This window comes from Paenibacillus sp. (assembly GCF_048976745.1).
Taxonomy (GTDB): Bacteria; Bacillota; Bacilli; order Paenibacillales; family Paenibacillaceae; genus Paenibacillus.
Genome location: NZ_JBHGUU010000006.1, coordinates 1,055,521 through 1,080,468 on the forward strand (window position 1 = coordinate 1,055,521; position 24,948 = coordinate 1,080,468).

Annotated in this window: 20 protein-coding genes and 1 pseudogene; 13 read left to right on the top strand and 8 right to left on the bottom strand. The window is 46.8% G+C overall.

The features are described 5' to 3' along the window. Positions 1–184 precede the first annotated feature (184 nt). From ACE3K2_RS11310 to ACE3K2_RS11330, 5 genes are all read left to right on the top strand, one after another. A complete protein-coding gene (locus ACE3K2_RS11310; RefSeq protein WP_421889834.1) occupies positions 185–769 on the top strand; it encodes a TetR/AcrR family transcriptional regulator in 585 nt (194 codons plus the stop codon). 158 nt (positions 770–927) lie between these two features. Further along, the gene (locus tag ACE3K2_RS11315; RefSeq protein ID WP_421889836.1) at positions 928–1,797 is read left to right on the top strand and encodes an NAD(P)-dependent oxidoreductase; all 870 of its coding nucleotides are present in this window, start codon (positions 928–930) and stop codon (positions 1,795–1,797) included. 29 nt (positions 1,798–1,826) lie between these two features. Beyond that, the gene (locus tag ACE3K2_RS11320) at positions 1,827–2,879 is read left to right on the top strand and encodes an LLM class flavin-dependent oxidoreductase (RefSeq protein WP_421889838.1); all 1,053 of its coding nucleotides are present in this window, start codon (positions 1,827–1,829) and stop codon (positions 2,877–2,879) included. A 57-nt stretch (positions 2,880–2,936) separates the two neighbouring features. Further along, positions 2,937–3,890, top strand: a complete 954-nt coding sequence (locus ACE3K2_RS11325; protein ID WP_421889840.1) for an alpha/beta hydrolase — start codon at positions 2,937–2,939, stop codon at positions 3,888–3,890. A gap of 261 nt (positions 3,891–4,151) precedes the next feature. Next, a complete protein-coding gene (locus tag ACE3K2_RS11330) occupies positions 4,152–5,120 on the top strand; it encodes an ROK family protein (protein ID WP_421889842.1) in 969 nt (322 codons plus the stop codon). A 197-nt stretch (positions 5,121–5,317) separates the two neighbouring features. On the opposite strand, the gene ACE3K2_RS11335 is transcribed toward ACE3K2_RS11330, so the two are convergent. Next, positions 5,318–6,091 carry a helix-turn-helix transcriptional regulator gene (locus tag ACE3K2_RS11335; RefSeq protein WP_421889844.1) on the bottom strand — a complete coding sequence of 258 codons (774 nt, stop codon included), beginning with the start codon at positions 6,089–6,091 and terminating at the stop codon, positions 5,318–5,320. Between the two features lie 136 nt (positions 6,092–6,227). Between ACE3K2_RS11335 and ACE3K2_RS11340 the strand changes: the two genes are divergently transcribed. Next, on the top strand, positions 6,228–7,649 hold the full coding sequence (locus tag ACE3K2_RS11340; RefSeq protein ID WP_421889846.1) for a family 43 glycosylhydrolase: 1,422 nt from the start codon (positions 6,228–6,230) through the stop codon (positions 7,647–7,649). A gap of 194 nt (positions 7,650–7,843) precedes the next feature. Here ACE3K2_RS11340 and ACE3K2_RS11345 read toward each other — a convergent pair whose 3' ends face one another. Further along, positions 7,844–8,755: a helix-turn-helix domain-containing protein gene (locus tag ACE3K2_RS11345; protein WP_421889848.1), complete on the bottom strand. Its 912-nt coding sequence runs from the start codon at positions 8,753–8,755 to the stop codon at positions 7,844–7,846. 174 nt (positions 8,756–8,929) lie between these two features. Between ACE3K2_RS11345 and ACE3K2_RS11350 the strand changes: the two genes are divergently transcribed. The 5 genes from ACE3K2_RS11350 (at position 8,930) to ACE3K2_RS11370 (ending at position 15,425) form a co-directional block, all read left to right on the top strand. After that, positions 8,930–9,805, top strand: coding sequence for a fumarylacetoacetate hydrolase family protein (locus tag ACE3K2_RS11350; RefSeq protein ID WP_421889850.1), 876 nt, complete (start codon positions 8,930–8,932; stop codon positions 9,803–9,805). A 21-nt stretch (positions 9,806–9,826) separates the two neighbouring features. Then, entirely contained in the window at positions 9,827–11,293 is a 1,467-nt protein-coding gene (gucD, locus tag ACE3K2_RS11355; protein ID WP_421889852.1) for an alpha-ketoglutaric semialdehyde dehydrogenase GucD, read from the top strand. A gap of 16 nt (positions 11,294–11,309) precedes the next feature. Next, on the top strand, positions 11,310–13,286 hold the full coding sequence (locus ACE3K2_RS11360; RefSeq protein WP_421889854.1) for a YjhG/YagF family D-xylonate dehydratase: 1,977 nt from the start codon (positions 11,310–11,312) through the stop codon (positions 13,284–13,286). Positions 13,287–13,348: 62 nt separating this feature from the next. Next, a complete protein-coding gene (locus ACE3K2_RS11365) occupies positions 13,349–14,935 on the top strand; it encodes a glycoside hydrolase family 43 protein (RefSeq protein WP_421889856.1) in 1,587 nt (528 codons plus the stop codon). 139 nt (positions 14,936–15,074) lie between these two features. Beyond that, the gene (locus ACE3K2_RS11370; RefSeq protein ID WP_421889858.1) at positions 15,075–15,425 is read left to right on the top strand and encodes an SH3 domain-containing protein; all 351 of its coding nucleotides are present in this window, start codon (positions 15,075–15,077) and stop codon (positions 15,423–15,425) included. 135 nt (positions 15,426–15,560) lie between these two features. Here ACE3K2_RS11370 and sdaAA read toward each other — a convergent pair whose 3' ends face one another. The 4 genes from sdaAA to ACE3K2_RS11390 all read right to left on the bottom strand — a co-directional run bounded on the left by sdaAA (position 15,561) and on the right by ACE3K2_RS11390 (position 19,936). Next, positions 15,561–16,436 carry an L-serine ammonia-lyase, iron-sulfur-dependent, subunit alpha gene (gene sdaAA, locus ACE3K2_RS11375; protein WP_421889860.1) on the bottom strand — a complete coding sequence of 292 codons (876 nt, stop codon included), beginning with the start codon at positions 16,434–16,436 and terminating at the stop codon, positions 15,561–15,563. 45 nt (positions 16,437–16,481) lie between these two features. Then, positions 16,482–17,150 (bottom strand): L-serine ammonia-lyase, iron-sulfur-dependent subunit beta, encoded by a 669-nt coding sequence (gene sdaAB, locus ACE3K2_RS11380; RefSeq protein ID WP_421889862.1) that lies wholly within the window; start codon positions 17,148–17,150, stop codon positions 16,482–16,484. A 4-nt stretch (positions 17,151–17,154) separates the two neighbouring features. Further along, a complete protein-coding gene (locus ACE3K2_RS11385) occupies positions 17,155–18,597 on the bottom strand; it encodes a M20 family metallopeptidase (protein ID WP_421889864.1) in 1,443 nt (480 codons plus the stop codon). 94 nt (positions 18,598–18,691) lie between these two features. After that, positions 18,692–19,936: an MFS transporter gene (locus ACE3K2_RS11390; protein ID WP_421889866.1), complete on the bottom strand. Its 1,245-nt coding sequence runs from the start codon at positions 19,934–19,936 to the stop codon at positions 18,692–18,694. 146 nt (positions 19,937–20,082) lie between these two features. On the opposite strand from ACE3K2_RS11390, the gene ACE3K2_RS11395 reads away from it, so the two are divergent. Then, positions 20,083–22,158: a helix-turn-helix domain-containing protein gene (locus ACE3K2_RS11395; RefSeq protein ID WP_421889868.1), complete on the top strand. Its 2,076-nt coding sequence runs from the start codon at positions 20,083–20,085 to the stop codon at positions 22,156–22,158. A 16-nt stretch (positions 22,159–22,174) separates the two neighbouring features. Here ACE3K2_RS11395 and ACE3K2_RS11400 read toward each other — a convergent pair. Beyond that, positions 22,175–22,790: pseudogene (locus ACE3K2_RS11400) on the bottom strand (TetR/AcrR family transcriptional regulator). 178 nt (positions 22,791–22,968) lie between these two features. Between ACE3K2_RS11400 and ACE3K2_RS11405 the strand changes: the two are divergent. Beyond that, entirely contained in the window at positions 22,969–23,706 is a 738-nt protein-coding gene (locus tag ACE3K2_RS11405) for an SDR family NAD(P)-dependent oxidoreductase (RefSeq protein WP_421889870.1), read from the top strand. A gap of 212 nt (positions 23,707–23,918) precedes the next feature. On the opposite strand, the gene ACE3K2_RS11410 is transcribed toward ACE3K2_RS11405, so the two are convergent. Beyond that, positions 23,919–24,791: an AraC family transcriptional regulator gene (locus ACE3K2_RS11410; protein ID WP_421889872.1), complete on the bottom strand. Its 873-nt coding sequence runs from the start codon at positions 24,789–24,791 to the stop codon at positions 23,919–23,921. Between the last annotated feature and the right edge of the window lie 157 nt (positions 24,792–24,948).

A 24,948-nucleotide genomic window follows, 5' to 3' on the forward strand; every position in this document is an offset into this window, starting at 1 on the left:
GAAGCCCAGACAGAGTACCAACCCAAGGCCGGATTTTCATTGTAGTACAGCACCAGATTGCCGTCAGTTTGCATGATGAGCACATTGCCTCTAAGGTTGGCTGGCACATTGTCTGTGCTGTATCATCTGCAAAATTCTTTTCTGGACTGATCAGTTCAGATATGTTATATTTCTGAAACAGGAGGTGTTACTTATCGCCAGGACTAAAGAATTTGACAAAAATCAAGCGTTACACCAAGCGATGCTGTTGTTTTGGAAAAAAGGATATGAGGCTGCCAGCATACCGGATTTACTGGAAGTGATGGGCATTAGTCGGTCCAGCCTTTATGATACGTTTTCCGACAAGCAAACCTTGTACAGAGATGCCCTGGAGCATTATAAAAAAGGGAATTCCAATAAACAGACCATTCTTGAACAAGCATCCAACGTTAGAGATGGAATTCTTCAATTTTTTGAAAATCATATTGCTTCAGCATACGATACAAGCCTGCCGGGCGGATGTTTTGTAACGAATACAGCTACAACATTGGAGTCACCAGATGAACAGATCAATGTCCTGATAAAGACTAGTTTTTTGGATTTGGAACAAGCTTTCTATGAGCTTTTGGAGAAGGGTCAACAATCGGGAGAGATAGATAAAACAACAGATATCAAAACATTGTCGTATTTATTGCTGAATCTACATCAAAGCATAAATATTATGTCCAAAACAGGTCAAGATCCGGAACGTGCCAAAGAGATGATTAACTTTGTAATGGCAGGGATATAATTTTTTTTTGACAATTCCGGAATGATTGTTCCATTATTATGTTCCTCATATTTTGAAGGTCTCATTTGAAGAGTATATGTAAGACCATCATTTTTTTGATCATTCTGGAACATTCATTCCGTTATTGAGAATCCATCATGAATAAGGAGATGCAACCAATGAAGGTATCGTTTATTGGACTTGGGAATATGGGGCTACCTATGGCACAGAACCTGTTGAAATCGGGGCATGAATTAGTCATCTTTAATCGGACTCCCGAAAAAGTTGAACCCTTGATAAAACAGGGAGCACGCTATGTCCAAACAGCACTAGAAGCAGCAAAAGAAAGCAATTTTGTCATTACCATGTTATCTGATGATGCTGCTTTGAAGGAGATTGTTGAGGGACCCAACGGCGTACTGAACGGATTATCTGAAAATGGAATTCACGTATCTGCCAGTACGATCAGCGTGGATCTTGCTCGGAAATTATCCGCTATGCATGCGGAGAGACAGCAACACTTTGTGTCTGCCACTGTGATGGGGCGTCCGGATGCCGCTAAAGCAGCTACATTGCGTATTATTTTAGCTGGTCCGGAACACGCAAGACAACGAGCACTCCCCATATTAACAGCACTAGGTCAAGAGATATTTGAGATTGGAGATCATGGCGAAGAAGGTAACATCGTCAAAATAGGCGTTAACTTTCTAATTGCTTCCATGCTGGAAGCTTTGTCGGAAGCGCAGCTCATGGTTGAGAAACACGGCATTAAGCCGTCCCGATATATGGATGTTGTGAATGCACTTTTTCAATCTCCGGTATATCAGAACTATGGAGCGATTATGACCGAACAACGCTTCGAACCAGCCGGTTTTAAAATGAAGCTCGGGTTAAAGGATGTCGCTCTAGCTATCGAGGCCGCCAAGTCCGTTCAAGCTCCTCTGCCTTTAGGTCAGCTTATCCATCAGCACCTGACGGAAGGAATTGCTCATGGTTATGGTGAGTTGGATTGGACCGCTTTAATTCGTTGTCTTGAGCATTCCTCTTAAGGAAAGAAAAATATAAGGAGCGATTAATTATGGAAATAGGAGTTACTTCATTCGTAGAAACAAAACCTGATACGGAGACTGGGGTTGTCATGAGTCACGCACAGCGATTGCGAGAAGTCGTCGAAGAGATCGTTCTTGCAGATCAGGTGGGACTTGATGTGTTCGGCGTAGGTGAGCATCACCGTGAAGATTATGCGGCTTCTTCACCGGCAATGGTTTTGTCCGCTGCGGCGCCCCTCACAAAACGAATTCGATTAACAAGTGCTGTGACGGTGCTTTCTTCAGCAGATCCTGTCCGTGTGTTTCAGGATTTTGCCACGCTGGACGGTCTCTCCAATGGACGTGCCGAGATTATAGCTGGCCGGGGTTCCTTTATTGAATCCTTTCCGCTGTTTGGTTATAACCTGAATGACTACGAGGATTTATTTAATGAAAACATTGAACTGCTTCTTAAATTACGGGAATCCGAGAAAGTCACTTGGAGTGGAGGCCATCGACCAGCGATACATAATCTGGGGGTGTACCCGCGCCCTGTTCAGAATTCCTTACCTGTATGGATCGGAAGCGGAGGCACCCAAGAGTCTGCCATACGTGCTGGAATTTTAGGTCTGCCGCTAGTTCTTGCAATTATCGGTGGAAACCCAACAAAATTTGCGCCGCTGGTAGAACTATATAAAAAGGCGGCAGCTCATGCCGGTCATGATGTATCGCAGCTTCGGGTAGGTTCACATTCTATCGGATTTGTTGCAGATGATACGGAAAAGGCTGCAGAACTCTTTTTCCCGTCCACTCAGTACGGCATGAATAAACTCGGCAGAGAACGGGGGTGGGCATATTATGATCGTTCCAGCTATGATGCTGCCCGCAGCTTTGATGGTGCGTTGTATGTAGGTGATCCGGAGACAGTTGCTCAAAAAATTATTCATCTGCGCAAGCATGTAGGAGTTACACGTTTCATGATGTATGTTCCCTTAAGCACGATGCCACATGAGTTGGTAATGCGGGCTATCGAATTGCTCGGTAAAGAGGTTGCACCGCGAGTACGAGAGGAAATTTCCAAGTGGGAAGCTGAAATGAGATAAGAATTAACTGTAAAAACATAAATGAACGAATTCATTATTATATTTGGAGGAATGATCATGAGTATTGAGACACGTATATTACCAGAATTAAGAGGGGTATATTCACAATTTCCAGGGTTTGAACTGGAGAAAAATTTAGAGTGGAGCAGAAGTTTAGTAGCGGCTACCTCTGTGAAGAGCTCAGAACAAGTTACTACAACCAGTCGCCAAATTCCGAGGGAAGGAGGTGAGATGCTGGTCAAAGTATATGAGCCGGCTGAGCGAACCAATGATTTACTACCAGCCATGTTATGGATTCACGGGGGCGGATACGTGTTAGGACATCCAGATATGGACGACAAATTGTGTGAACATTTTGTTCAGACAGCAGAATGTATTGTCGTATCAGTCGATTATCGACTCGCTCCTGAACATCCTTATCCTGCGGCGATTGAAGATTGTTATGCTGGATTGGTATGGATGACGGAGGAAGCAGCAATGCTTGGTATTGACGTGAATCGGGTTGCCATTGCCGGTGCTAGTGGTGGTGGAGGACTAACAGCAGCACTAGCGCTGATGGCACGTGATAAAGGAGGTCCGTCGATTATCTTTCAAATGCCTTTGTACCCGATGCTGGATAACCGTAACATCACGCCATCCAGTCATGAGATAACAGAAGAGGGCGCAATCTGGAATCGAACGGACAGCATTGCTGCTTGGAATATGTACCTTGGTGAGGGGAATGATGGCAGTGGAAGTTCTTCTTACGCAGTACCTTCGAGAGCAGAGAACTTGGCTGGATTGCCGCCAGCCTATACTTGTGTAGGTCAACTCGATCTATTTCGGGACGAAACGATGGACTATGTGGCACGATTAGCACAAGCAGGTGTAGACGTTGAATTTCACCTCTATCCAGGTTGCTTCCACCTTTTCGAAATTCTTGCTCCGGAAACAGAAGTGAGTCAGCGAACTGTTAAGGGTTATATGGATGCAATGGCTCGTGCACTTCATCCCAATAGAACCCTTGAATAAGGATTAATGCATCGGAACCTTACACTTAAAGTAAATTGATAATTGTAAACTTTATGTCCCAAGAAGTCACTAATCGTAGTGGCTTCTTTTTTGTCTGGAGACGCTTGTTCAATTTCCAGCCCGGAACCTATACTATAGAAAGTCACTCTGACAAGATGATTGAGTTATGGAGAAGCTTGAGCATATGTAGAGTTGGATGATCCAGTGAATCAAGTAGGGTAACGTTCATCGGTATCCAAATAAATGAGAGCGGAGATTATTATGCGAAAATACATAATTGGAATTGACTTGGGTGGAACCAATATTAAGTCATCCATTTTCAACCTGAAGTTTCAAAAAATTCACGAAAGAAGCGACCTTACAGAGGCAGCAAAAGGACCGTTTCATGTATTAAACCGAATCGTAGACATTATTCAAGAGATGCTGTCTTCCGAGGGAATCCAGCCAGCTTCTATTCTGTGCATGGGTATGGGCATTCCTGGATTATTAGATCCGGAGCAGGGACTATCCATATTTTCACCTAATTTTCCAGACTGGGAAAACATCCATGTCGTGAACTATATGAAAAATCATTTTGAATTTCCTGTTTACATCGACAATGATGTTCGTGTAAATCTGTATGGTGAATGGCAGTTTGGTGCAGGCAGCGACTATAAAAATCTGATATTGATTACGTTAGGCACTGGCCTGGGATCTGGTATTGTCAATGACGGAAAAGTTCTCTACGGTACTACATCAAGTGCAGGCGAAATCGGTCATATGAATATGTACCGAGAGGGGCGGCCTTGTCGTTGTGGAAGTTCGGGCTGTCTAGGTAGATACGTGTCTGCGATAGGCATCGTCAAAACCTTTACGGACAAGCTGGAGGAAGGCCGATCAAGTATGATTATGGAATGGGTGGGAGAGGATTGGACAACAATCACTGCCCGTATGATCTCGGAAGCATACGATCTTGGAGATTTACTTGCTATTGAAGTTATGCATGAGACCGGTAAAATTCTCGGATTTGGTCTTTCCAATGTAATCAATCTGTTCAATCCGGAAGTGATTATTGTTGGTGGAGGAATGTCGGCTGCCGGTGATCGATTGCTGAATACAGTACGTGAGACTGTTGAGAAACATGCGTTAAAGCTTTCATCCCGAGCATGTACAATAGTGCAAGCGAAATTAGGCGGGCAAGCAGGGATGATTGGTGCGGCTGCATATGCCAAAAACAAGATGTCATTATAATGCATCACAATATGATAATTGATCAATTATGCTTGAGAATATGTCATTGCATCCTACAGTCTAAAACCTTAACTTAAAATGACAGCAGAGAACGCTAACAAGCTCGTTGACGTTTATACCAATTGAACGACTAAGTTATGTGTAAACGCCCATTGGACAGAGTGGAAGAGTGAGATTTATCTCACCATTTTGTAATGTCAGCTGGGCTCTTCATGTCGTTTATGAAACTGTTTAGGCGAGGAACCGGTCATTTTTTTGAATTGCCTGCAAAAATGCTCGACATTACGGTAACCGCATCGATCGGCAATCTCTGCAACCGTATATGTATGATGTCTGAGATATTCTTTGGCCAAACGTATTCGGCTATGAATAACATCCTCCATACAAGAGAGACCAAAGGATTTCTTGTACATCAATTGCAGGTATCCCGGACTGACGTTTATGGTCTTCGCCATTTCTGTTATTGTCCAAGGATGGCTGGGATCGTTATGAATTGCCGTTCGAAGCTTCAACAAAGGATAGTGCTGAGGATTAATGTTCTCTTGAACACAAGACTCAAGCAATTTATTGAACAAGGTTCGCAGCAGGCAATTGATGGACGATTCCCGGTAATCGTTCAGTAAAGAATGCTCTGCAACAAGCAATTGGAACAGCTTATGACAATATTCCGGATCATCCAGCGGGAAAGGTGTGCCTGACGGAAGGGAGGTATCGGTTACAAACGTTTCATCACTTTCAAAACGAATCCAATCGTTCACATATTGCTCCGTACAAGAGCGGTAATATATTTTCTGATGAGGTGGATAGAGAACGGCACAATGAGGTGGATAATCTATCAGTTTCCCGCCCACCCAGAATTGTGCAGGAGTCTGAGTAACAACTAACAGCCAGCAATCATGACCTTCGGGAATGTCAAATACAAACGGATTATTATGGGCAGCATCATATTCAACGTAAAAAATAGTATTCATTGTTCGTCACCTTTACTATGCAGGTTATGGAATAAATAGAGACACTTTTGGAACATTGCAGTTATTTCCTAATTATACGAAAGTTATCGTCAGTGTAATAGATGGTCAATCACTTTAAACAAGGAGTGTACGTTGAATGAATAAACAAGGTTTGAATCCATACCTTCCATCCTGGGAATATGTCCCTGACGGCGAGCCTTACGTATTTAATGAAAGAGTATATGTATATGGTTCGCATGACCGGTTTAACGGACATGTTTTTTGCCTGAATGACTACGTATGCTGGTCTGCTCCAGAGAATGACCTTGGAAATTGGAGAAATGAGGGTGTGATCTACCGGAAAACAGATGACCCTCTGAATCCGGATGGCGACATGTGTCTGTATGCACCAGATGTTACGCTAGGTCCCGATGGACGGTATTATCTGTATTACGTGCTGGATAAAGTACCTGTAGTTTCGGTGGCTGTATGTGACACACCTGCTGGCAAATTTAAATTCCATGGATATGTACAATATGCCGACGGCACTCGTCTGGGCGAAAGAGATGGAGACGAGCCGCAGTTTGATCCCGGTGTGATGACTGAAGGACAACATACCTATCTGTATACCGGTTTTTGTGCACCTGGGAACCAATCCAGACATGGCGCGATGGCTACGATGCTCGGTTCAGACATGTTGACGATTATGGAGGAACCCGTATTTGTGATACCTAGTCAATCTTACAGCGAAGGCAGTGGTTATGAGGGACATGCATTTTTTGAGGCGCCTTCCATCCGAAAGAGAGGCGACACCTACTACCTCGTATATTCCTCTATCGTTATGCATGAATTATGTTATGCCACAAGTCAGTTTCCAAACAAAGGATTTCAATATCAGGGCGTTATCGTAAGCAACTGCGATCTCCATATCGACTCGTACAAACCTGCCGAAAAGCCCATGTATTATGGGGGCAACAACCATGGCAGCATAGTTGAGATCAATGGAGACTGGTATATCTTTTATCACCGTCATACCAATGGGGACGCATTCAACCGGCAGGGCTGTATCGAGAAGATATCTTTTCAGGAGGACGGAAGCATTCTTCAGGTGGAAATGACCTCCTGCGGTCCAAACGGCAGACCGTTAGAAGGAAAAGGTGAGTATCCTGCATATCTTGCCTGCAATCTTTTTACCCAGGATGATCAGAGCTATACTGGAGGTTTCGGAGCAGGTGCCTGGCTGGACAGCCGCTTTCCGAAGATAACCCAGGATGGTAGAGACGGTGATGAAGAGACGGGTTATATTGCCAATATGGTTGAATCCGCAACCGCAGGATTTAAGTATTTTGATTGCAAAGGAATTCGTGAAGTCTCAATCAAGGTGCGCGGATATTGTAACGGGGGATTCGAGGTCAAAACAGCATGGGACGGCCCAGCACTGGGTACAATCCCGGTGCATTTTACAAATCATTGGAAACCCTATACAGCCGAGATTATTATTCCTGATGGCGTACAGGCGTTGTATTTTACATATCGGGGTTCGGGAAGTGCGAGCCTCGCTGCATTTATTTTGGCGTAAGTATAACAGAGGAACATAGTCCCCCTGAGAAATATAGAGCAGCTACTGGACATCCAGCAGCTGCTTTTTGTATTGGTTAGCTTCCTGCGGCTCAGAGATTGCTGCATCTCATGGTCGTAACATTCTTACTGCAATGGTCAGGTGGCTCTGGGATTACAGAGATTCTCTCAGGAATCTCAAAACGTTAAGTATAGTCAATCTGAATGTGTGGCTTCTCCGGCCTGTTGCGAATGACTGCGAAATTCACTTGGCGCGATGCCTGTCCACCGCTTGAACTGGCGGCTGAAATGCGCATTGGTCTTGTACCCCAGCATCATCGCAATATGGTCTATGTTCAGGTCGGTTTGTTTTAACAAGCGCTGCGCTTCGTGCAAAAGGGTTTCGGATAGAAACTTGCGTGGAGCGATGCCGTATACCTCCCGAAAAATACGATTAACCTGGGACGGGCTAATGCTCAGCGATTTGGCAATGTCCTGAATCCAGGTTCGCTCACTCTCCTGAATTTCCCCGTGAAGATGAATGTATCTTACCGAATCCTCAATGTGCTCAGCAATCTGATGGGCAATGGTTTCTTTTCTCGACAACGTAATGGGGGCTTGCTGAGATAATTGTCCGACCAGGGCACCAAGCAGTTCAAACACGGCGGCATGTACCTTCATCTGTTTGGAAGAAGATAGGGAACTTGACAAATGCTCTGTGGCCAGATTATACAAGGTCGACAGGGAAGAGGATAGTCCCAGAGCCAAATTCGAATTTGCCGGATAATAGATATCTTTGCAACGGTTGAGTTCTCTGCAAAAGGACGTGTCGTGTATGCTGAAATGCACAGAAAAGTAAGTGAATCCTTCCGGTCCGGCACCGGTGCAAGAATGAGTCATACCAGGCCGGATGAACAGGAGGTCACCCACCGACTGATGATAAGACTGCCCATTAATGACCATGTTCATCTGGCCGTCCATCATCCAGTGCACTTCATACATTGAATGTTCATGGGACGGGTACGTCCAGTTGGAATCTACTTTTCTGGCATGCAGCCCCAATAATTGAAAAGACATGCGAACATCGGGCAGACGACCTAAATACACAGCATCCGAAAGCTTGGTCACCGCAAACCAACCCCTTTGTACTATTCTGTATTTCAACGCATCTAACTTCATCTTAACAGAAAAATAATGCGTGAAAAGGGTAAATCGTCGGAGTGATTAGAACATCGTCACGAACCATAGCGAATGCTATGGTAGTACTATCAACCCGATGGGGAAGAATGGGGGCAAGCTTGAATGAGAATTATTCGATTTCTGGATGGACAACAGAAGTGGCTGGCAGCCGTTACGGATGATGAACAAGCGTATCGTTTGCCACAAGCCGATTTTATGACTTTGATTGATCAAGCAAGAAAGCAGGGGATTACTCCCGTACAACTTGTTGAAAGCGCTTTTAAACCGTCAAACAAGTTGACTGACGATTGGACTTCCCTGCATCTAATCACGCCACTGGAAGCTCCGGAAGTATGGGCGGCGGGTGTGACTTATCAGCGCAGCCGGGAAGCGCGCAATTATGAAGCAACGGAAGGCAAGCTGGATGCGACGACCTTTTACGATAAAGTTTACGATGCCGAAAGGCCCGAGATCTTTTTTAAATCCACAGCAGCACGGACGGTAGGTCCGAATGAGCCAGTCACGCTTCGCAGCGATTCCAATTGGCAGATTCCGGAGCCTGAGCTGGGATTGGTGCTTGCTGCAGATGGCAGCATTGTAGGATACATCGTTGGCAATGACATGAGCTGTCGCGATATTGAAGGGGAAAATCCGCTGTATCTGCCGCAAGCAAAAATGTGGCGCAATTCCTGCTCCATAGGTCCGGCCATTCGTCTAGCGGAAACGGTACAGAATCCATACGCGTTCAGCATCGTTTGCGAGATCTATCGTGAAAGTGAAATCGTTATCAAAAGCGAGGCAAGCACGAGTGAGTTAAACCGAAAACTCGATGAGCTGGTCTCCTTTCTGGCGAGAGATAACGATCTCTTTGACGGTACGGTGTTATTGACTGGTACGAGCATCGTACCACCGAATGATTTTACACTTGCACCCGGGGACCGCATTGAAATATCCATTAGCGATATCGGAACACTTATTAATCCAGTCATTTCTAACTAATGTATAAGGAGGATGAATGCGATGACCATATTTCAGGTAGAGCAGACATATAGCAATTACATTAACGGAGAATGGGTAAAGGCCACATCCGGTGAGACTGAACCGAGTATCAATCCGGCGAACCGTAAGGAGGTAGTCGGCCATGTACCCACCTCCGGCGTAGAGGATTTGAACCGGGCTGTCGCAGCAGCGAAGGAAGCAGCCAAAAAATGGCGGAGGTTATCGGGCGCAGAACGCGGCAACTATCTATTTCAGGCAGCCAATGTGCTGGAACGCCGGGCCGATGAAGTTGCAGAGGCGATGACCAGAGAAATGGGCAAAACACTCCCTGAAGCTAAAGGAGAGACGTTGCGTGGTGTCGCGATCTTAAGGTATTACGCTGGAGAAGGCATGCGAAAAACCGGGGATGTTATTCCATCAACGGACAGCGAAGCACTGATGTTTACGACTCGTGTACCCCTTGGCGTTGTGGGGGTTATTGCTCCTTGGAATTTCCCTGTAGCCATTCCGATATGGAAAACGGCTCCGGCCCTAATCTATGGCAATACGGTTGTGTTGAAACCGGCTCAGGAAACTGCGGTCACTGCCGCTAAAGTCATGGAGTGTTTTGAAGAGGCAGGCATCCCGGCAGGCGTTCTTAATCTGGTATGCGGTAGAGGCTCAGTGATCGGATCTGCACTGGCTGAGCATCCGGATGTTGGCGGGATTACCTTCACAGGCTCCAATGAAGTGGGGAAAAGGGTCGGCGGCACAGCACTGGCACGTGGGGCCAAGTATCAACTTGAAATGGGCGGGAAAAACCCGATTATTATCGCGGCTGACGCTGATCTGGATTTGGCGGTGGAAGCCACCATCAGCGGTGGATTGAAATCGACAGGACAAAAATGTACCGCCACCAGCAAGGTCATTATTGAACGAAAAGTATACGATGCCTTCAAAGAAAAGCTGCTCTCGCAAATCCAGGAGATCCGGCTGGGTGACGGCATGTCTGCAGGAAGCTGGATGGGTCCATGTGCAAGCGAAGGACAGCTCAATACCGTGCTGAGTTATATTCAAAAAGGCCAGGATGAAGGTGCCGTTCTGCTTGCTGGCGGAAAAAGAGCGGACGGTCCAGGACTGGAAGAGGGATTCTATGTGCAGCCGACTGTATTTGAAGGGGTCGAATCCCATATGTCCATTGCCCGGGAAGAAATCTTTGGCCCGGTTTTGGCCTTGATTGCGGTAGATTCACTGGAGGAAGCGATCGAAGCCGCTAATGACAGCGAATACGGCTTAAGTGCGTCCATCTATACACAGAACGTCGGATCCGTGTTGTCTTTCATCCGTGACATGGATGCCGGGCTTGTCAGAATTAATGCAGAAACGGCCGGTGTAGAGCTTCAGGCTCCGTTCGGCGGGATGAAGATGTCAAGTTCACACTCCAGAGAACAGGGGCAAGCGGCTATTGAGTTTTTTACGGCCATCAAAACGGTCTTCGTGAAGTCATAAACTGTGGGAGGCTATCATGTACGAACAGATTACGTCGATTATGGGGGAGAACGCATCCAACGACTTCGATATCATAGCACATGCTCCAGGGGCTGCCGGACGTCTGCCTTTAACGGATGATTTACTGCGGAATGCTCCAAGCGGCGACTTGTTCGGCATGTCCCAGAATGTTGGAATGGGATGGAAGCCCGGGGAATTGAACGGAAAACAATTTCTGATCTTAAGTACACAAGGTGGCATACGTAATGAGGACGGCAGTCCTACCGCACTCGGTTACCATACGGGACACTGGGAGGTCGGCCTGTTAATGAAGGCTGCCGCTGAAGAGCTGTCAAGCCGGGGCGGAATCCCGTTTGCCGGATATGTCAGCGATCCGTGTGACGGCAGATCACAGGGGACGACCGGCATGTTCGACTCGCTTCCGTACCGTAATGATGCCGCTATGGTATTTCGCAGACTAATTCGCTCGTTGCCAACGCGCAAAGGCGTGCTTGGCGTTGCCACTTGTGACAAAGGTCTTCCAGCCATGATGCTCGCGCTCGCCGGCATGCCGCAATTGCCTGGTGTAATCGTTCCCGGTGGCGTCACACTTCCACCTACCGAAGGAGAGGATGCCGGTAAAATTCAAACGATCGGTGCACGGTACGTCAACGGGGAAATTTCTCTTGAAATGGCGTCGGATTTAGGATGCCGGGCTTGTGCTACACCAGGAGGAGGCTGTCAGTTTCTAGGTACCGCGGCTACAGCCCAGGTCGTAGCAGAGGCACTGGGTATGACAGTCCCACATGCCGCGCTTGCACCTTCCGGGCAGCCCATCTGGATTGAAATGGCGCGCCAATCGTCACGTGCACTCATCCATATGGAGTCTCAGGGGATGAGGATGGCAGACATTGTCACAGATGCTTCCATTCGCAATGCGATGACCGTGCATGCTGCGTTTGGCGGATCAACCAATCTGCTTCTTCACATCCCGGCGATTGCCCATGCGGCTGGTTTAACCGTGCCCACGGTACAGGACTGGATACAGGTCAACAAGAATGTTCCAAGGCTGGTTAGTGCGCTGCCAAACGGACCGATCTTTTATCCAACTATACGTGTCTTTCAGGCCGGAGGGGTACCAGAGGTCATGCTTCACCTCAGACAGCTTGGTCTGTTGGATGAGTCTGTACCAACGGTTACAGGTACGTCATTGGGACAGGTGCTGGATTGGTGGGAATCGTCCGAACGCCGTCATCTCATGCGGAAACAGTTGAAAGATCAGGATGGAATCGATCCGGACAGTGTCATCATGAGTGCAGAACACGCCCAGCGGCTTGGAATTTCATCGACCGTAACCTTTCCAACCGGGAATATTGCTCCGGAAGGTTCTGTCATCAAATCCACCTCGATTGATCCTGATGTACTGGATGAGCATGGCGTATACCGTCATCGTGGCAGAGCAAAGGTGTTTACCACCGAACGTGAGGCGATCCATGCGATTAAGACCGGAGGTATTCTGGCTGGTGACGTTGTTGTGCTTCTCGGGAGAGGTCCATCGGGAACCGGAATGGAGGAGACGTACCAGCTTACATCTGCGCTTAAGCATTTGCCTTTCGGTAAATACGTGTCACTTATTACGGATGCCCGGTTCTCCGGTGTTTCCACCGGAGCGTGTATTGGTCATGTTGGCCCCGAAGCGCTGGCTGGTGGACCCATTGGGAAGTTGCGGAACGGAGACCTGATTGACATCGTGGTCGATCGTAACACGCTGGAAGGCAGCGTTAACTTTATCGGAGAAGGAGAGATCGAGGTTACTCCTGAAGAAGGTGCTGTTATCCTCGCACAAAGGTCCTTCCATCCGGAGATGAGGCCTGATGAAGCTTTGCCGGATGATACAAAGCTCTGGGCTGCCTTGCAATCGGTCAGCGGTGGGACTTGGAGAGGGAATGTGTACGATGTAGAGCGGATCATAACTGCTCTGGAAGCCGGCAAAAAAGCGCTGGGCTGGTCCTAATATCTACCTTTCATGTATCTGCTGTTGCACAGATCATCACTTTCGTACCGGAGGTTTCTTCCATGAATAAGATCAAGAAAATGATTACCAATCCCGTCCTTTCCGGTTTCCATCCCGATCCGTCCATATGCCGAGCGGGGGAGGATTATTATATTGCCACGTCTACCTTTGAATGGTTCCCTGGTGTACGGATTCACCACTCCCGGGATCTTGTTCATTGGCGGCCAATCGCTTCTCCGCTGACTCGTGTAACGCAGTTGAACATGGAGGGCAACATTAATTCCGGAGGTGTGTGGGCACCCTGTCTTAGTTATGACAAAGGTATGTTTTACCTAATCTACACCGATGTCAAAAGCCGGGTAGGTGCTTTTAAAGATACCCACAATTACCTTGTGACTGCAACGAATATCGAGGGACCTTGGTCCGATCCGGTGTATTTGAACAGCAGCGGTTTTGATCCTTCACTGTTTCATGATGAGGACGGGCGCAAATGGCTGGTCAATATGATATGGGATCACCGTAAGGGCATCAACCGGTTTGCAGGCATCGTTCTTCAGGAATATTCTGTCCAGGAACAAAAGCTGATCGGTCCTGCGGTGAACATATTCAAGGGAACAGAATTAGGACTAACCGAAGCGCCGCATCTGTATAAACACAAGGACTATTATTATCTCATTACGGCTGAAGGGGGAACGGGGTATGAGCATGCGGTTACAGTTTCTCGTTCCCGTACGTTACAAGGTCCTTACGAGGTCGATCCTTCCAATCCGATTCTTACTTCATACGGCAGACCGGATTTAGCTCTGCAGAAGGCAGGCCATGGCAGTCTGGTCGAAACGCATACTGGCGAATGGTACATGGCTCATCTGGTCGGACGCCCGGTTCATCAAAAGTTTTGCATTCTTGGACGTGAGACTGCACTTCAACAATGTATATGGAGCAAAGATGGCTGGCTGAGACTTGCAAGTGGTGACCGCTATCCGGAAGTTCAGGTACCTGCACCGATGATCCCGCTACACCCGTTTGAGCCGATGGCTGAAATGGATCATTTCGATCATTTCGAGCTTCGGCAGGATTGGAATACACTTCGTATACCGCCCGATCCAACTTGGCTTAGCTTGAGGGAACGTCCCGGACATTTGCGTTTGCACGGCATGGAGTCAATGAGTTCAACGCACAGGCAAAGCATGATCGCACGGCGGCTTCAATCCATGAAGTGTGAAGCCGAGACATGTCTGGAATTCGCGCCAGACCATCCACAGCAGATGGCTGGATTGATTTTGTACTATGATACCAAAGACTATCTCTATCTGCGGGTAACTTATCATGAAGAGAAAGGGCTGTGCCTGGGAATCATTCAGTCCAAATACGGGGTATATGACGAACTGCTGGAGGATATTCCGCTGGAGTCGGTAAATATACTTCGCTTAAAGGCTGTGGTGGATCATGATCGCGCCCGTTTCTACTATTCGTTAAATAGTGATTCATCCTGGAATCCTGCAGGCGAGTGGGTTGATATCACACATCTGTCCGATGAATCTCCGGAATATATCCGGTTTACCGGAACCTATATCGGTCTTTGTGTGCAAGATCTTGGCGGAACCCGGAAACATGCCGATTTTGATTATTTTATGTACAAGGAAATATAACATGCTGTGAGTTTATTGAGATAAGCCAGAGCCCCTTGTGAAGGGGCTCTGGCTTATCCTAACAGGGATGAATAACTACATAATAATATGATATTATGTTTGTCGGTAACAGGTCGAATATAATAGTTGGAGGCATATTATGAGATTATATAAAGTTATTGAACCCCATAAATCAAACTATCCTGATCCCATCGTTTTAGCCAAGGGAGATTCGATCCTATATGGGAGAGAAGATACTGAATTTCCAAACTGGATTTTCTGTGAATCTGTCCATACCCAAAAATGCGGCTGGGTACCTAAGCAAATATTAAGCACCCCCAATGAAGAACATATCGCGACTGCATTATCAGACTATTCTGCACACGAATTAACCGTAAAACCGGGTATCATCGTTACAAAAGAGTTTGAACTAAATGAATGGAGCTTTGTTCATACCGCAGAGGGTGAAAAGGGCTGGTTGCCAAATAAGATATTGACTCCATCGGAATAATAACGGAAGGCATAGAGAAACTTACTCTAGATCATGATTGAAGATATTTCGCAGTTGTAATGCTCTCATTTGTAATTAGGCATGCATTTACCTTGAGGATTTTATTCCTCTCGTGTAAATGACATGCCTGTTTTTTTAGTTGTGCTGTAAATCCCTTGTGATTTTGCGTCCCGTTGGTGTCTGGGCGAGGCCGCCGCCGGCTGTTTCGCGAAGGGATTCAGGCATGGCTGATCCGACTTCCAGCATCACCTGTACCACCTCATCCGAAGGGATGATACTGCGTACGCCGGCAAGCGCCATATCCGCTGCTCCCAGCGCTGTAATCGCCCCGAAGCCATTGCGAACAATACAAGGAATTTCAACCAATCCGGCTACCGGATCACAGATCAGGCCAAGGGTGTTCTTCAGAGCAAGTCCGACGGCATGGATCGACTGAGAAGGGGAGCCACCCCGAATATCCACCAACGCGCCGGCTGCCATCCCGATAGCAGAACCCACTTCTGCTTGACATCCCCCTTCCGCACCAGAGATGAACGAGTTGTTGGCGATGACGTAACCAATGGCTCCCGAAGCAAACAGGCCATAGACCATTTGTTCATCCGTCCATCCAAATCGCTCCTGGCTGCTAATAAATACCCCGGGGATAATGCCGCAGGAACCCGCCGTCGGAGTAGCGATGATGCGGCCCATTGAGGCATTGACCTCGGACACCGCAAGTGCGTAACTCATCGACAGACTGGCATGGTCACCAAGCAAGGATTGCCCATCTGTACGGTAAACCATCAGCTTGCGGGCATCTCCGCCAGTCAATCCGCTTTTGGAAGTTGTATCGGTATGAAGTCCTTGCTGCACTGCACTTTTCATAATTTCATAATACGCTTGCATTTGGTTGAAGACTGTATCCTTATCTTCGCCCGTTTCATGACATTGCTCTTCCAGCATAAGCTGACCGAGAGTAAGGTTGCGGGTCTCTGCCAGTTCGGCAAGTTGTTTTAACGTTCGGAAATTCATTGCGCAACCTCCTTTTTGGATAGATCTGAAGTTAGATTTTTTAAGCTAAAGACAGAGTAGAGTGACATCATCGACTTCCGAAAGCGCCTCTATCTGGCGGACTACACCAGGATCCATCTTGCCATCACATTCCAGTACCATCATGGCTTCTCCACGCCGGTTCTTTCGATCCACGGACATGTGTCCAATATTAATGTGATGATCCACAAGCAACCGAGTGATGACAGCAATGACACCCGGTTCATCGCTGTGACGGATGATGAGAGTAGGATAGAGGGCTGTCAACTTCAGGTGGTAGCCGTTGATCCGGACGATTTCGATATTTCCCCCGCCGATCGATGTGCCTACCATATTCAATGTGCGATTTCCCGCAGTGTTGGTTAATACAATCTCGGCCGTGTTCGGATGAGGGTATAGACCTGTCCCTGGACGGATATTTGTTTTCATACCGGCAGTGTCTGCATGGGCAAATGCATCAGGCAGTCCGGGATCATCCGTGTCCATGTCCAGCAGACCGCCCACAATGGCAGTGTCGGTGCCATGTCCTTTGTACGTTGCGGCAAAAGAACCAAACATGAGGATCTCCGCATGGGAGGGACACTCCCCGAACAGATGTCTGGCTGTACGTCCAATCCTTGCTGCCCCGGCAGTGTGAGAGCTTGAAGGTCCAACCATGGCTGGACCGATAATCGAAAATACGTCTTTGAACCTCACGGTCTTATTCTCCCCGCTTCGGAGGCTGCACATCTGCCGGAACAAGACAGTCGTAGGCTTCCCCGCCGAGTCTGTTCAGCAATTCCTGTTTTGCTTCCTTGATGATCTCTGGATGTAAAATGGACTCCATGGCCGTAGTCGCCATCGCTTTGGCAGCCAGCAGCATACCCTTGTGAGCAAAACTGCTCTTGCCCTGAGCAACGGTCTGCCATGCATGAAGCGGTGTACCAAACGCCATCGTCGTTGTAATACACTGCGCCGTCGGCACGTTCCAGCTTACATCGGCTACATCGGTTGAACCACCCATGAAAGTTTCCTTCTCATCCGAATAAGGGGCAATAAAGTTCGGCAGCGGCCGTTCGGCCAGAAGAGGAGCAAGCTCAGGACCAACTAACGCGCCAGCTTCCTGTTGATTTTGGAGCGGCAGCGTATCATAGATCTCTTTGGCATAATTGTATTCATCCTCTTCATAATCAGGAGCACCGAAGGCAACGAGATGTTGATGCATTATTTTCTCAAGCGTACTGTTCGGAATCAGGTTGGCGCAGGCGCCTTCATATTTAAAGTCCATCGTTGTTTCGGTCATCAAGGCTGCGCCTTCTGCCACTTTCACCAGACGTTCAAACAGACTGCGTACCTGTGCGGTCTTGGGAGCTCGAACGAGATATGTGACCTCGGCTTCCGCTTGCACTACATTGGGAGCCAAGCCACCTGAGTTCGTGATTGCATAATGAATTCTGGCCTGATCAATCATGTGCTCCCGCATATAATTCGAACCGATATTCATCAGCTCAACCGCATCGAGGGCACTACGTCCCAGGTGAGGAGCGGCAGCAGCATGAGCACTAATACCTTTGAAGGTAAATGTAACGTGAATGACTGCATTGGAGCTTCCATGCATAACCGCATTCATGGAATGAGGGTGCCAGGAGAGGGCAGCATCTACATCTTTAAAATAACCTTCGCGAGCCAGATAGGTTTTACCATATCCACTTTCCTCGGCGGGACAGCCATAAAAGCGCACCGTTCCCGGGATCTCCGGATGTTCCTGGAGATAATCTTTGACCGCCACTGCTGCAGCCAATGCACCGATGCCGAGCAGATTATGCCCGCATCCATGACCGTTTCCACGCGGTTGAACAGGTTGAAATGTGCTGATTCCGGCTTCCTGGCTGAGATCAGCCAGCGCATCGTATTCGCCCAAGAGAGCAATGACGGGCAGGCCCGAACCATAGGAAGCGATAAATCCAGTTTCCAATCCTGCCACAGCTTTCTCGATCGTGAAACCTTCGGATTCCAGCATCCCCATGAGCAGCTCTGCTGATTGGAATTCATCGAAACGAGTCTCTGCATAGTCCCAGATTTGGTCACTGGCATTCGTGAACATATCGCGCTTTCCTTCAATGGCTTCCGAGATATATTGGGTCAAATCTACAGTAGTAGTCATAATTATCCGCACCTCTTATTCGTTAAAATGGTTGTATTGTTGTATAGAACATGAACTAAATGTCGAAGTAACATCTGGCGGTAAATCTACAAGCTTAGACTGCTTTTGCCTGTAACTCATTTGTGTGATCCTGATCCGAATTCGAACGGCGGGAGAACATCAGGGTAATGGAGCAGAGCAAAGCAAAAGCGATCAACATGATAAAGGCTGTGGTATAAGATCCCCCGGACGCTTGAACCAGGAATCCGATTAGCATCGGGGTCAGGAAACCTGCAAGCTGAGCACCTGTGTTAATGAATCCATTGGCTGTCGCAACGACTGATTCGGGCATCGTTTTGAGTGACTTTGAAATAATCAGAGTCGAGATAAATCCGGCCATTGCCGTAACAATCGTCATGTACGTAATGAAGGTGGTGATGCTGCTCGCGGAGCCCATCAGATACAGGAACAAGGCCACAAGTACACCGAACACCGAAGCGATGATTCGATCTTTGCCAGCGGGAATGCGGTCAAGCACATAACCACTTAGAATCATGGTGAAAATGCTGACAAAAGCCGGAATTGCGGCGAGCATTCCCATTTGAGTCATATCCAGTCCTCGGACATTGACCATATATGTCGGCATCCAGGATTGCAGCCCCCAGTTCACTGCATAAATGCTGAAGTAGCTGATGAACAGATTCCAGATCATGGGTGTCTTCAGGACGGTTTTAAGTGATGTTTTGGGTTGTTGGCCCGAGCTGGAGGCCGAAAGAGCAGGCTTGACCGGTTCTTTTAATAAAAAGAACATCAAGGCTGTGATGAGGATGCCCACCGCACCAATAATATAGAACAGGTTGCGCCAGCCAATGGTCACAAGAGCATGTCCGGTAAGAATTGGAGTGACAACCCCCATAATGGCTGCGGATGCCAGCATAATCGACATGGCTCCACTGCGCTGATTCAAGGGAAAGTTCGTGGCGATGGCCTTCGAACCGGAAGGGAAGAAGCTGCCTTCTCCGATACCAAACAGGAAACGAACAAAGATGAGGGAGAGTAACGACCAGGCTGAACCTGTCAGAATAGTGAATACGGACCAGGAGAATAAGGAAACGATAATAACTTTGCGATAACCGAAACGGTCGGCAAGTGCTCCGCCTGGAATTTGCATAATGGCATATCCGAGAAAAAAGCTGCTGAGGATGATTCCTTGGGCAGATGCACTCAGGCCCAGATCCTGAGTAATGCCGACAATGGCATAGTTGATGACGAAGCGGTCCAGATTGCCAAGACACCAGCCGAGAAACAAGAGAGTGAGAACAATGTACTTGAAGTGTTTACTGTGCATGATTTTAGACATCGCGTTACCTTCTTTCTCATCAAATGTTAACTAAATTTCTGTGTTGCTTTAAAGTTACATGATGGAGGGGTTCCAAGACAATGTATATCTCTGTATAATTATTTGAATCATGATGTAAAAACCTACATTGACAGGGGGCGGCTGTGTTGAATGGAATCTTACATAAAATCATGCAGGAACGTTTGGGGAACTGCGATTATGAGGCCTGGATCAGCAGTAACTGGGCGGATTGGGTACTGATTGAAGCGATAGGCAGAAGAGGAAGTACAACGCCTTCTTTTGTAGAACAACTTCCACTGCAACATCCCAAAGTAGATAAGGAATCCAAAGATACGATGTTAGTTTACCTTCCATATGATAACAATATATGCGTGGCTATCCGGGTTTTTAAGCATTGTGAATTTTCTGCAGAAGATTTAGTCACACTGTCGTCTTTGCTCTACCCATACTATACGGAAGCTGTGGCTAACAAGAATGAACGCGCTTTGAATGAAATCATGAACAGTATCAGGGATGTGACTCAGCTTCTGGATCTGAACGAGTTGCTTGAACGGATTCTGGTAAGTGCGCTATCGGTTATCCCTTATGAATGCATTGGCGTGTTGTGGAGATATGACCCTGTAATCGACGCATTGACGGTTAAGGCAAGGGCAGGTGAGATGGGTGAAGGCATGTTAAGAATGAAACTGAAACCAGGTGAAGGGATCATTGGAAACACCTTTAAGCGAGGTACACCCAAGCTCTACAACGGTTTATCTTCAGTAGAAGACGACTTTGGCAACATGACAATGGACAACAAATATCATCTGAATTCGGCGTACAATTTTCAAAATATAGGTTCAATCATTTCAGTGCCGATTAAAGTGGAAGGTCAGTCGGATTGTGTGTTAATCGTTTATCAAAAAGGGAGGGTTCCCTTATTCACAGAGTCGGATGTGCGGTTGCTGCAAAGTTTTGCCGATCAGGTTTCAATTGCAATCACGAATGCCAAACTGTACGAGAATCTGAGCAAACAGAACGCGACACTCATGAAACGGGATGAGATTCACTCCTCTCTTATGCGGATTTCACTGCAAAATAAGGGAGCAGTATCTATTATCAACGAATTGGCACGTGTGATTGGTGTACCGATGACCTTTGTGGATTTTATCGACAACGAATGGATTCCGAAACGAAGCAAAGTCATGAATGGCTGGACTACGGAAAGTCTTCGCAGCTTATACGAATCCTTGCATCATCCGGATTATCTGACTTGTATCGAGGGAGAAGCTGACGGGCTGTATCAATATCTGTATCCCATTGCGTCAGCCAATCAGTGCCTGGGTTATCTCATTATCCAGATGAACACAACACTAGAACCATTGCAGTTGATTGCGCTGGAGCAGGGAAGCTCTATTCTGGCCCTGGAATTGATGCGCAAGCAGTCCTTGGCCGAATTTTATTTTAAGAGAACACAGCAATTTTTCAATGATCTGAGACTCAGTCAGGATTCGGAGGATTACTGGCAGAAGTCCGGGGAGATTGGAATCGTTCCTTCAACCTCCATCGTGGTGGGACTGCTGGAGTTTGCGGAGTGGGTCAACCCTTCTACACTTAGCACGTTGTCAATTCAATTGGTAGCGTATCTAAGAGAGAAAATGCCAGCAGGGGCGATGCCCATTGCGTTTGGCAATGAAAGACGAATTACGGTGTTACTTGTGCTGACTGAATCGTACAAGCCTGGCAAACTGGAACAACAGTTCAGCGCATTTCTGCCGGAATGGGAACATCGTAATCACGTGAAATTGTTGGGGGGATTAAGTTCCGTGCGTTCTGGAGCCGATGCCATCAATACGGGATACCAGGAAGCGGACAAGGCTCTTGCATATCAGAAGACAAGGGGAGAACACGGCACGATCCGATATACGGATATTGGTGTTAACCGGTTGTTTATCCGGCAACCAACTGAGGATTTGAATGCATTTATGGCAGAGATCTTTGAGCCGCTGCGGCCTGCCAAAGGACAGACCGGCGGACTAGAGGAAACTCTCATGACGTATATGGCGTGCGGGGGTTCTGCGGTCCAAGCTGCGGCAGCACTTCATATTCATATCAATACGCTGTATCAGCGGATTCATAAAATCGAAGAGATTCTGGGCATGTCCCTGAGTAATCAGGAGCATCTGCTCCATCTGCAACTGGCCTGTTATCTTCGGCAGACCTATCGTTCGATGCCCAGATGACTAGCTTGTTCACGGATCACGAATCAAATGTCTCACCCACATAATGAAACGAGTGAATATGCGTTTTGGTGAGATCAATCACGTTCTTGATAAATGCCTCGCGAGATTCACGATATCCGCTTAATATCCAATTGTTCAAAAGTCCAAAAAAACCGTAGGCGGTATAGTACTTGAAATAGTCCATGTTAACTGGAGCGTTGTTGATCGTCTCAAAGACAAATTGCTCCTGATAGATTTTGAGTATGGTTTGCGGAAAGCCTGTATGTAGACCGGGTAACGTGTCATCGTATTGAATCAGTTCGAAGAAGTCACGGTGTTCGTAGATATAATCCACGATTTGAAAAGATTCGGCATCAAGCTTGTTTGTTGAAACTTTTTGACCGTGCCAATAGGGTTTACCTACTGCCCCCCTTAATCCTTGAAGTGTCATATTCAACAATTCTTCGGCGAGAATATATTTGTCCTGATAGTGTAAATAAAACGTGCTGCGATTGTAACCGGCCTGATCAACGATGTCTTTGACAGACACACCATGGAATCCTTTTTTTCTTGATGAGCTGAATCAGAGCAGTTTTCAGGTGCTCCTTGGTTCGATTACGATGTTGAGCTGTCACAATAAGTTCATTATTCATTCGAAAAAACTCCTATAAATATAGACATAGTTGTATAAAGTGTCTACGAGGTAGACACTTGGTCATATCTTAATGATTGGATTGTTACAATTTTAAGCATAAAATTAGTTTTGTAAACATCACATAGCACACATTCAATTTAAGTGCTATTCAAAATATTATACTGGGGGATTTATTCATGGGCAAACTACAGGATAAAGTAGCAATTATTACAGGAGGAGCATCCGGAATCGGCGCAGCGACAGCTCGTCTGTTCGTTTCCGAGGGTGCCAAAGTGGTATTGGTCGATCTGAATGAAGAAAAAGGCAAGGCGTTTGAACAGGAACTGAAAGCGCTTAATGCGGAAGCTCTCTTTATCAAAGCAAACATCACGAGTGAAGAAGAGGTTTCCGAAATTTTCAAACAAACCGTAGACGTGTTCGGTCAAGTGGATATCGTATTTAACAATGCGGGAATCGGACGAGTTCATCCAACGCATGAGCTTGACTATGCCGAATGGCGTAATACGGTCAATGTTGATCTGGACGGCGTTTTCCTGGTTGCGCGGGAATCGATTCGCGAGATGCTGAAAATTGGCGGAGGCACAATCGTCAACACGGCATCCATGTACGGATGGGTTGGTTCGCCTGGTTCAGCAGCCTACAATGCTGCCAAAGGTGGCGTTGTGAACCTGACTCGTTCGCTGGCGCTGGAATATGCTGAGCAGAATATTCGGGTGAACTCCCTATGCCCGGGCTTCATCGACACACCAATTATCCCAGAAGAAAGCAAACAAGCCCTCTCTGCATTAACACCGATGAAACGTCTGGGTCAGGCAGAAGAGATGGCGAAAGCCGTTCTGTTCCTGGCTAGTGACGATTCTTCATACATGACAGGTAATAGCCTGATCATCGATGGTGGGTACACCGCTCAATAAATATTGCATTTGTCACCAGAGAAAAATTCATTTCCCATTTCCATTAAAAGTCGCTTTTATAGCGGCTTTTTTTGTTATATCAGTAACCTTGAGCACAAGTTCAAAGACAAGCAAAAGCACATGCTCCAATTGCCAACTACCTGCTTCTGAGTGAAGTCAAAGATTGAGCGTTGAAGAGTTAGACGGATGACGAGCACACAGCAGCAGTTTGGCTATTCATAGTAGATGGCCTCATAAGGAAATTCCAACTTATTCAAGCGATATTCTTTGGGCGACATGGACATATATTGCCGAAACACTTTGCCAAAATAGCTGGGACTCTCAAAGCCGCATTGTTGACCAATTTGTGAGATCGGAAGTTCCGTTGTACGTAGCAGTCGAACGGCAACCTCGATCCGTCTGTCTTTGAGATAGGCGAGCGGTGATGTTTTCTCCGATTTCTGAAATAACCTGCACAAGTAGTGTTTATTGATATCGCAATGGCTAGCCAGCATATCTAACGTTAACGGAGAAGCATAATTCTCCCGGATGAACTTTTTACATTTCTCGATTGTTGTTATGGAAAGGGCACCGATATCCCTCTCCGCATCCCGACTCGTCTGCACCAAGATTAGCAACCAACGATAGATTTGCATGGACAAACGATACTTGTCGGTGACTTTCTCCTGATGAATCAAATTGATGATTTGCCATAACTCTTGAATCAAGGGAGAATCCGCGTTCCGCCGAATGACATGTCCCTCATTATCATGAATCATATCCCAGATTCGGTTGGCTTCATCCCCGCGAATGTTAATCCATATAAATTCCCATGGTTCGTTGTTCTCTTGTTTATAGTAATAGCAATGTTCTCCGTAGATTTTAACAAGCAGGGCATGCCCCTTTGGTAAAGGAATCGTCTGATTTTCAATATCCAGATAACCCTGACCATTAAGCGTATATTGAAAAACAACGTGCCCCGGGTCCGGTCGATCATCACTTGGACAACGATATTCCTCGCTTGAAACGATCTGCCATCCAATAGAGTCCAGTGTCATGATTGATGTATCGTCATTACGAAAAGCGTAAGAGACCGTATGTACCACACGTAAATCTCCTTCCTGAAAAAGTCAATTATTTTATATAATACGTCACATTTTTTAGATTGTCTGTCTTTTTTTAGACCTGTAAGATAAATGTAAGCGGTACCATAAAGAGGAGGTGGCTGTACATTGAGCTTATATAACAACAATTTTGGGAAAA

What these genes read in the sequence shown, in the direction of transcription:
- ACE3K2_RS11360 (WP_421889854.1), top strand. Translation starts at nt 11,310, where the DNA reads ATGTACGAACAGATTACGTCGATTATGGGGGAGAACGCATCCAACGAC.
- ACE3K2_RS11405 (WP_421889870.1), top strand. Translation starts at nt 22,969, where the DNA reads ATGGGCAAACTACAGGATAAAGTAGCAATTATTACAGGAGGAGCATCC.
- ACE3K2_RS11335 (WP_421889844.1), bottom strand. Translation starts at nt 6,091, where the DNA reads ATGAATACTATTTTTTACGTTGAATATGATGCTGCCCATAATAATCCG.
- gucD (WP_421889852.1), top strand. Translation starts at nt 9,827, where the DNA reads ATGACCATATTTCAGGTAGAGCAGACATATAGCAATTACATTAACGGA.
- ACE3K2_RS11390 (WP_421889866.1), bottom strand. Translation starts at nt 19,936, where the DNA reads ATGTCTAAAATCATGCACAGTAAACACTTCAAGTACATTGTTCTCACT.
- ACE3K2_RS11370 (WP_421889858.1), top strand. Translation starts at nt 15,075, where the DNA reads ATGAGATTATATAAAGTTATTGAACCCCATAAATCAAACTATCCTGAT.
- sdaAA (WP_421889860.1), bottom strand. Translation starts at nt 16,436, where the DNA reads ATGAATTTCCGAACGTTAAAACAACTTGCCGAACTGGCAGAGACCCGC.
- ACE3K2_RS11385 (WP_421889864.1), bottom strand. Translation starts at nt 18,597, where the DNA reads ATGACTACTACTGTAGATTTGACCCAATATATCTCGGAAGCCATTGAA.
- ACE3K2_RS11325 (WP_421889840.1), top strand. Translation starts at nt 2,937, where the DNA reads ATGAGTATTGAGACACGTATATTACCAGAATTAAGAGGGGTATATTCA.
- ACE3K2_RS11365 (WP_421889856.1), top strand. Translation starts at nt 13,349, where the DNA reads ATGAATAAGATCAAGAAAATGATTACCAATCCCGTCCTTTCCGGTTTC.
- ACE3K2_RS11340 (WP_421889846.1), top strand. Translation starts at nt 6,228, where the DNA reads ATGAATAAACAAGGTTTGAATCCATACCTTCCATCCTGGGAATATGTC.
- ACE3K2_RS11350 (WP_421889850.1), top strand. Translation starts at nt 8,930, where the DNA reads ATGAGAATTATTCGATTTCTGGATGGACAACAGAAGTGGCTGGCAGCC.
- ACE3K2_RS11315 (WP_421889836.1), top strand. Translation starts at nt 928, where the DNA reads ATGAAGGTATCGTTTATTGGACTTGGGAATATGGGGCTACCTATGGCA.
- ACE3K2_RS11330 (WP_421889842.1), top strand. Translation starts at nt 4,152, where the DNA reads ATGCGAAAATACATAATTGGAATTGACTTGGGTGGAACCAATATTAAG.
- ACE3K2_RS11320 (WP_421889838.1), top strand. Translation starts at nt 1,827, where the DNA reads ATGGAAATAGGAGTTACTTCATTCGTAGAAACAAAACCTGATACGGAG.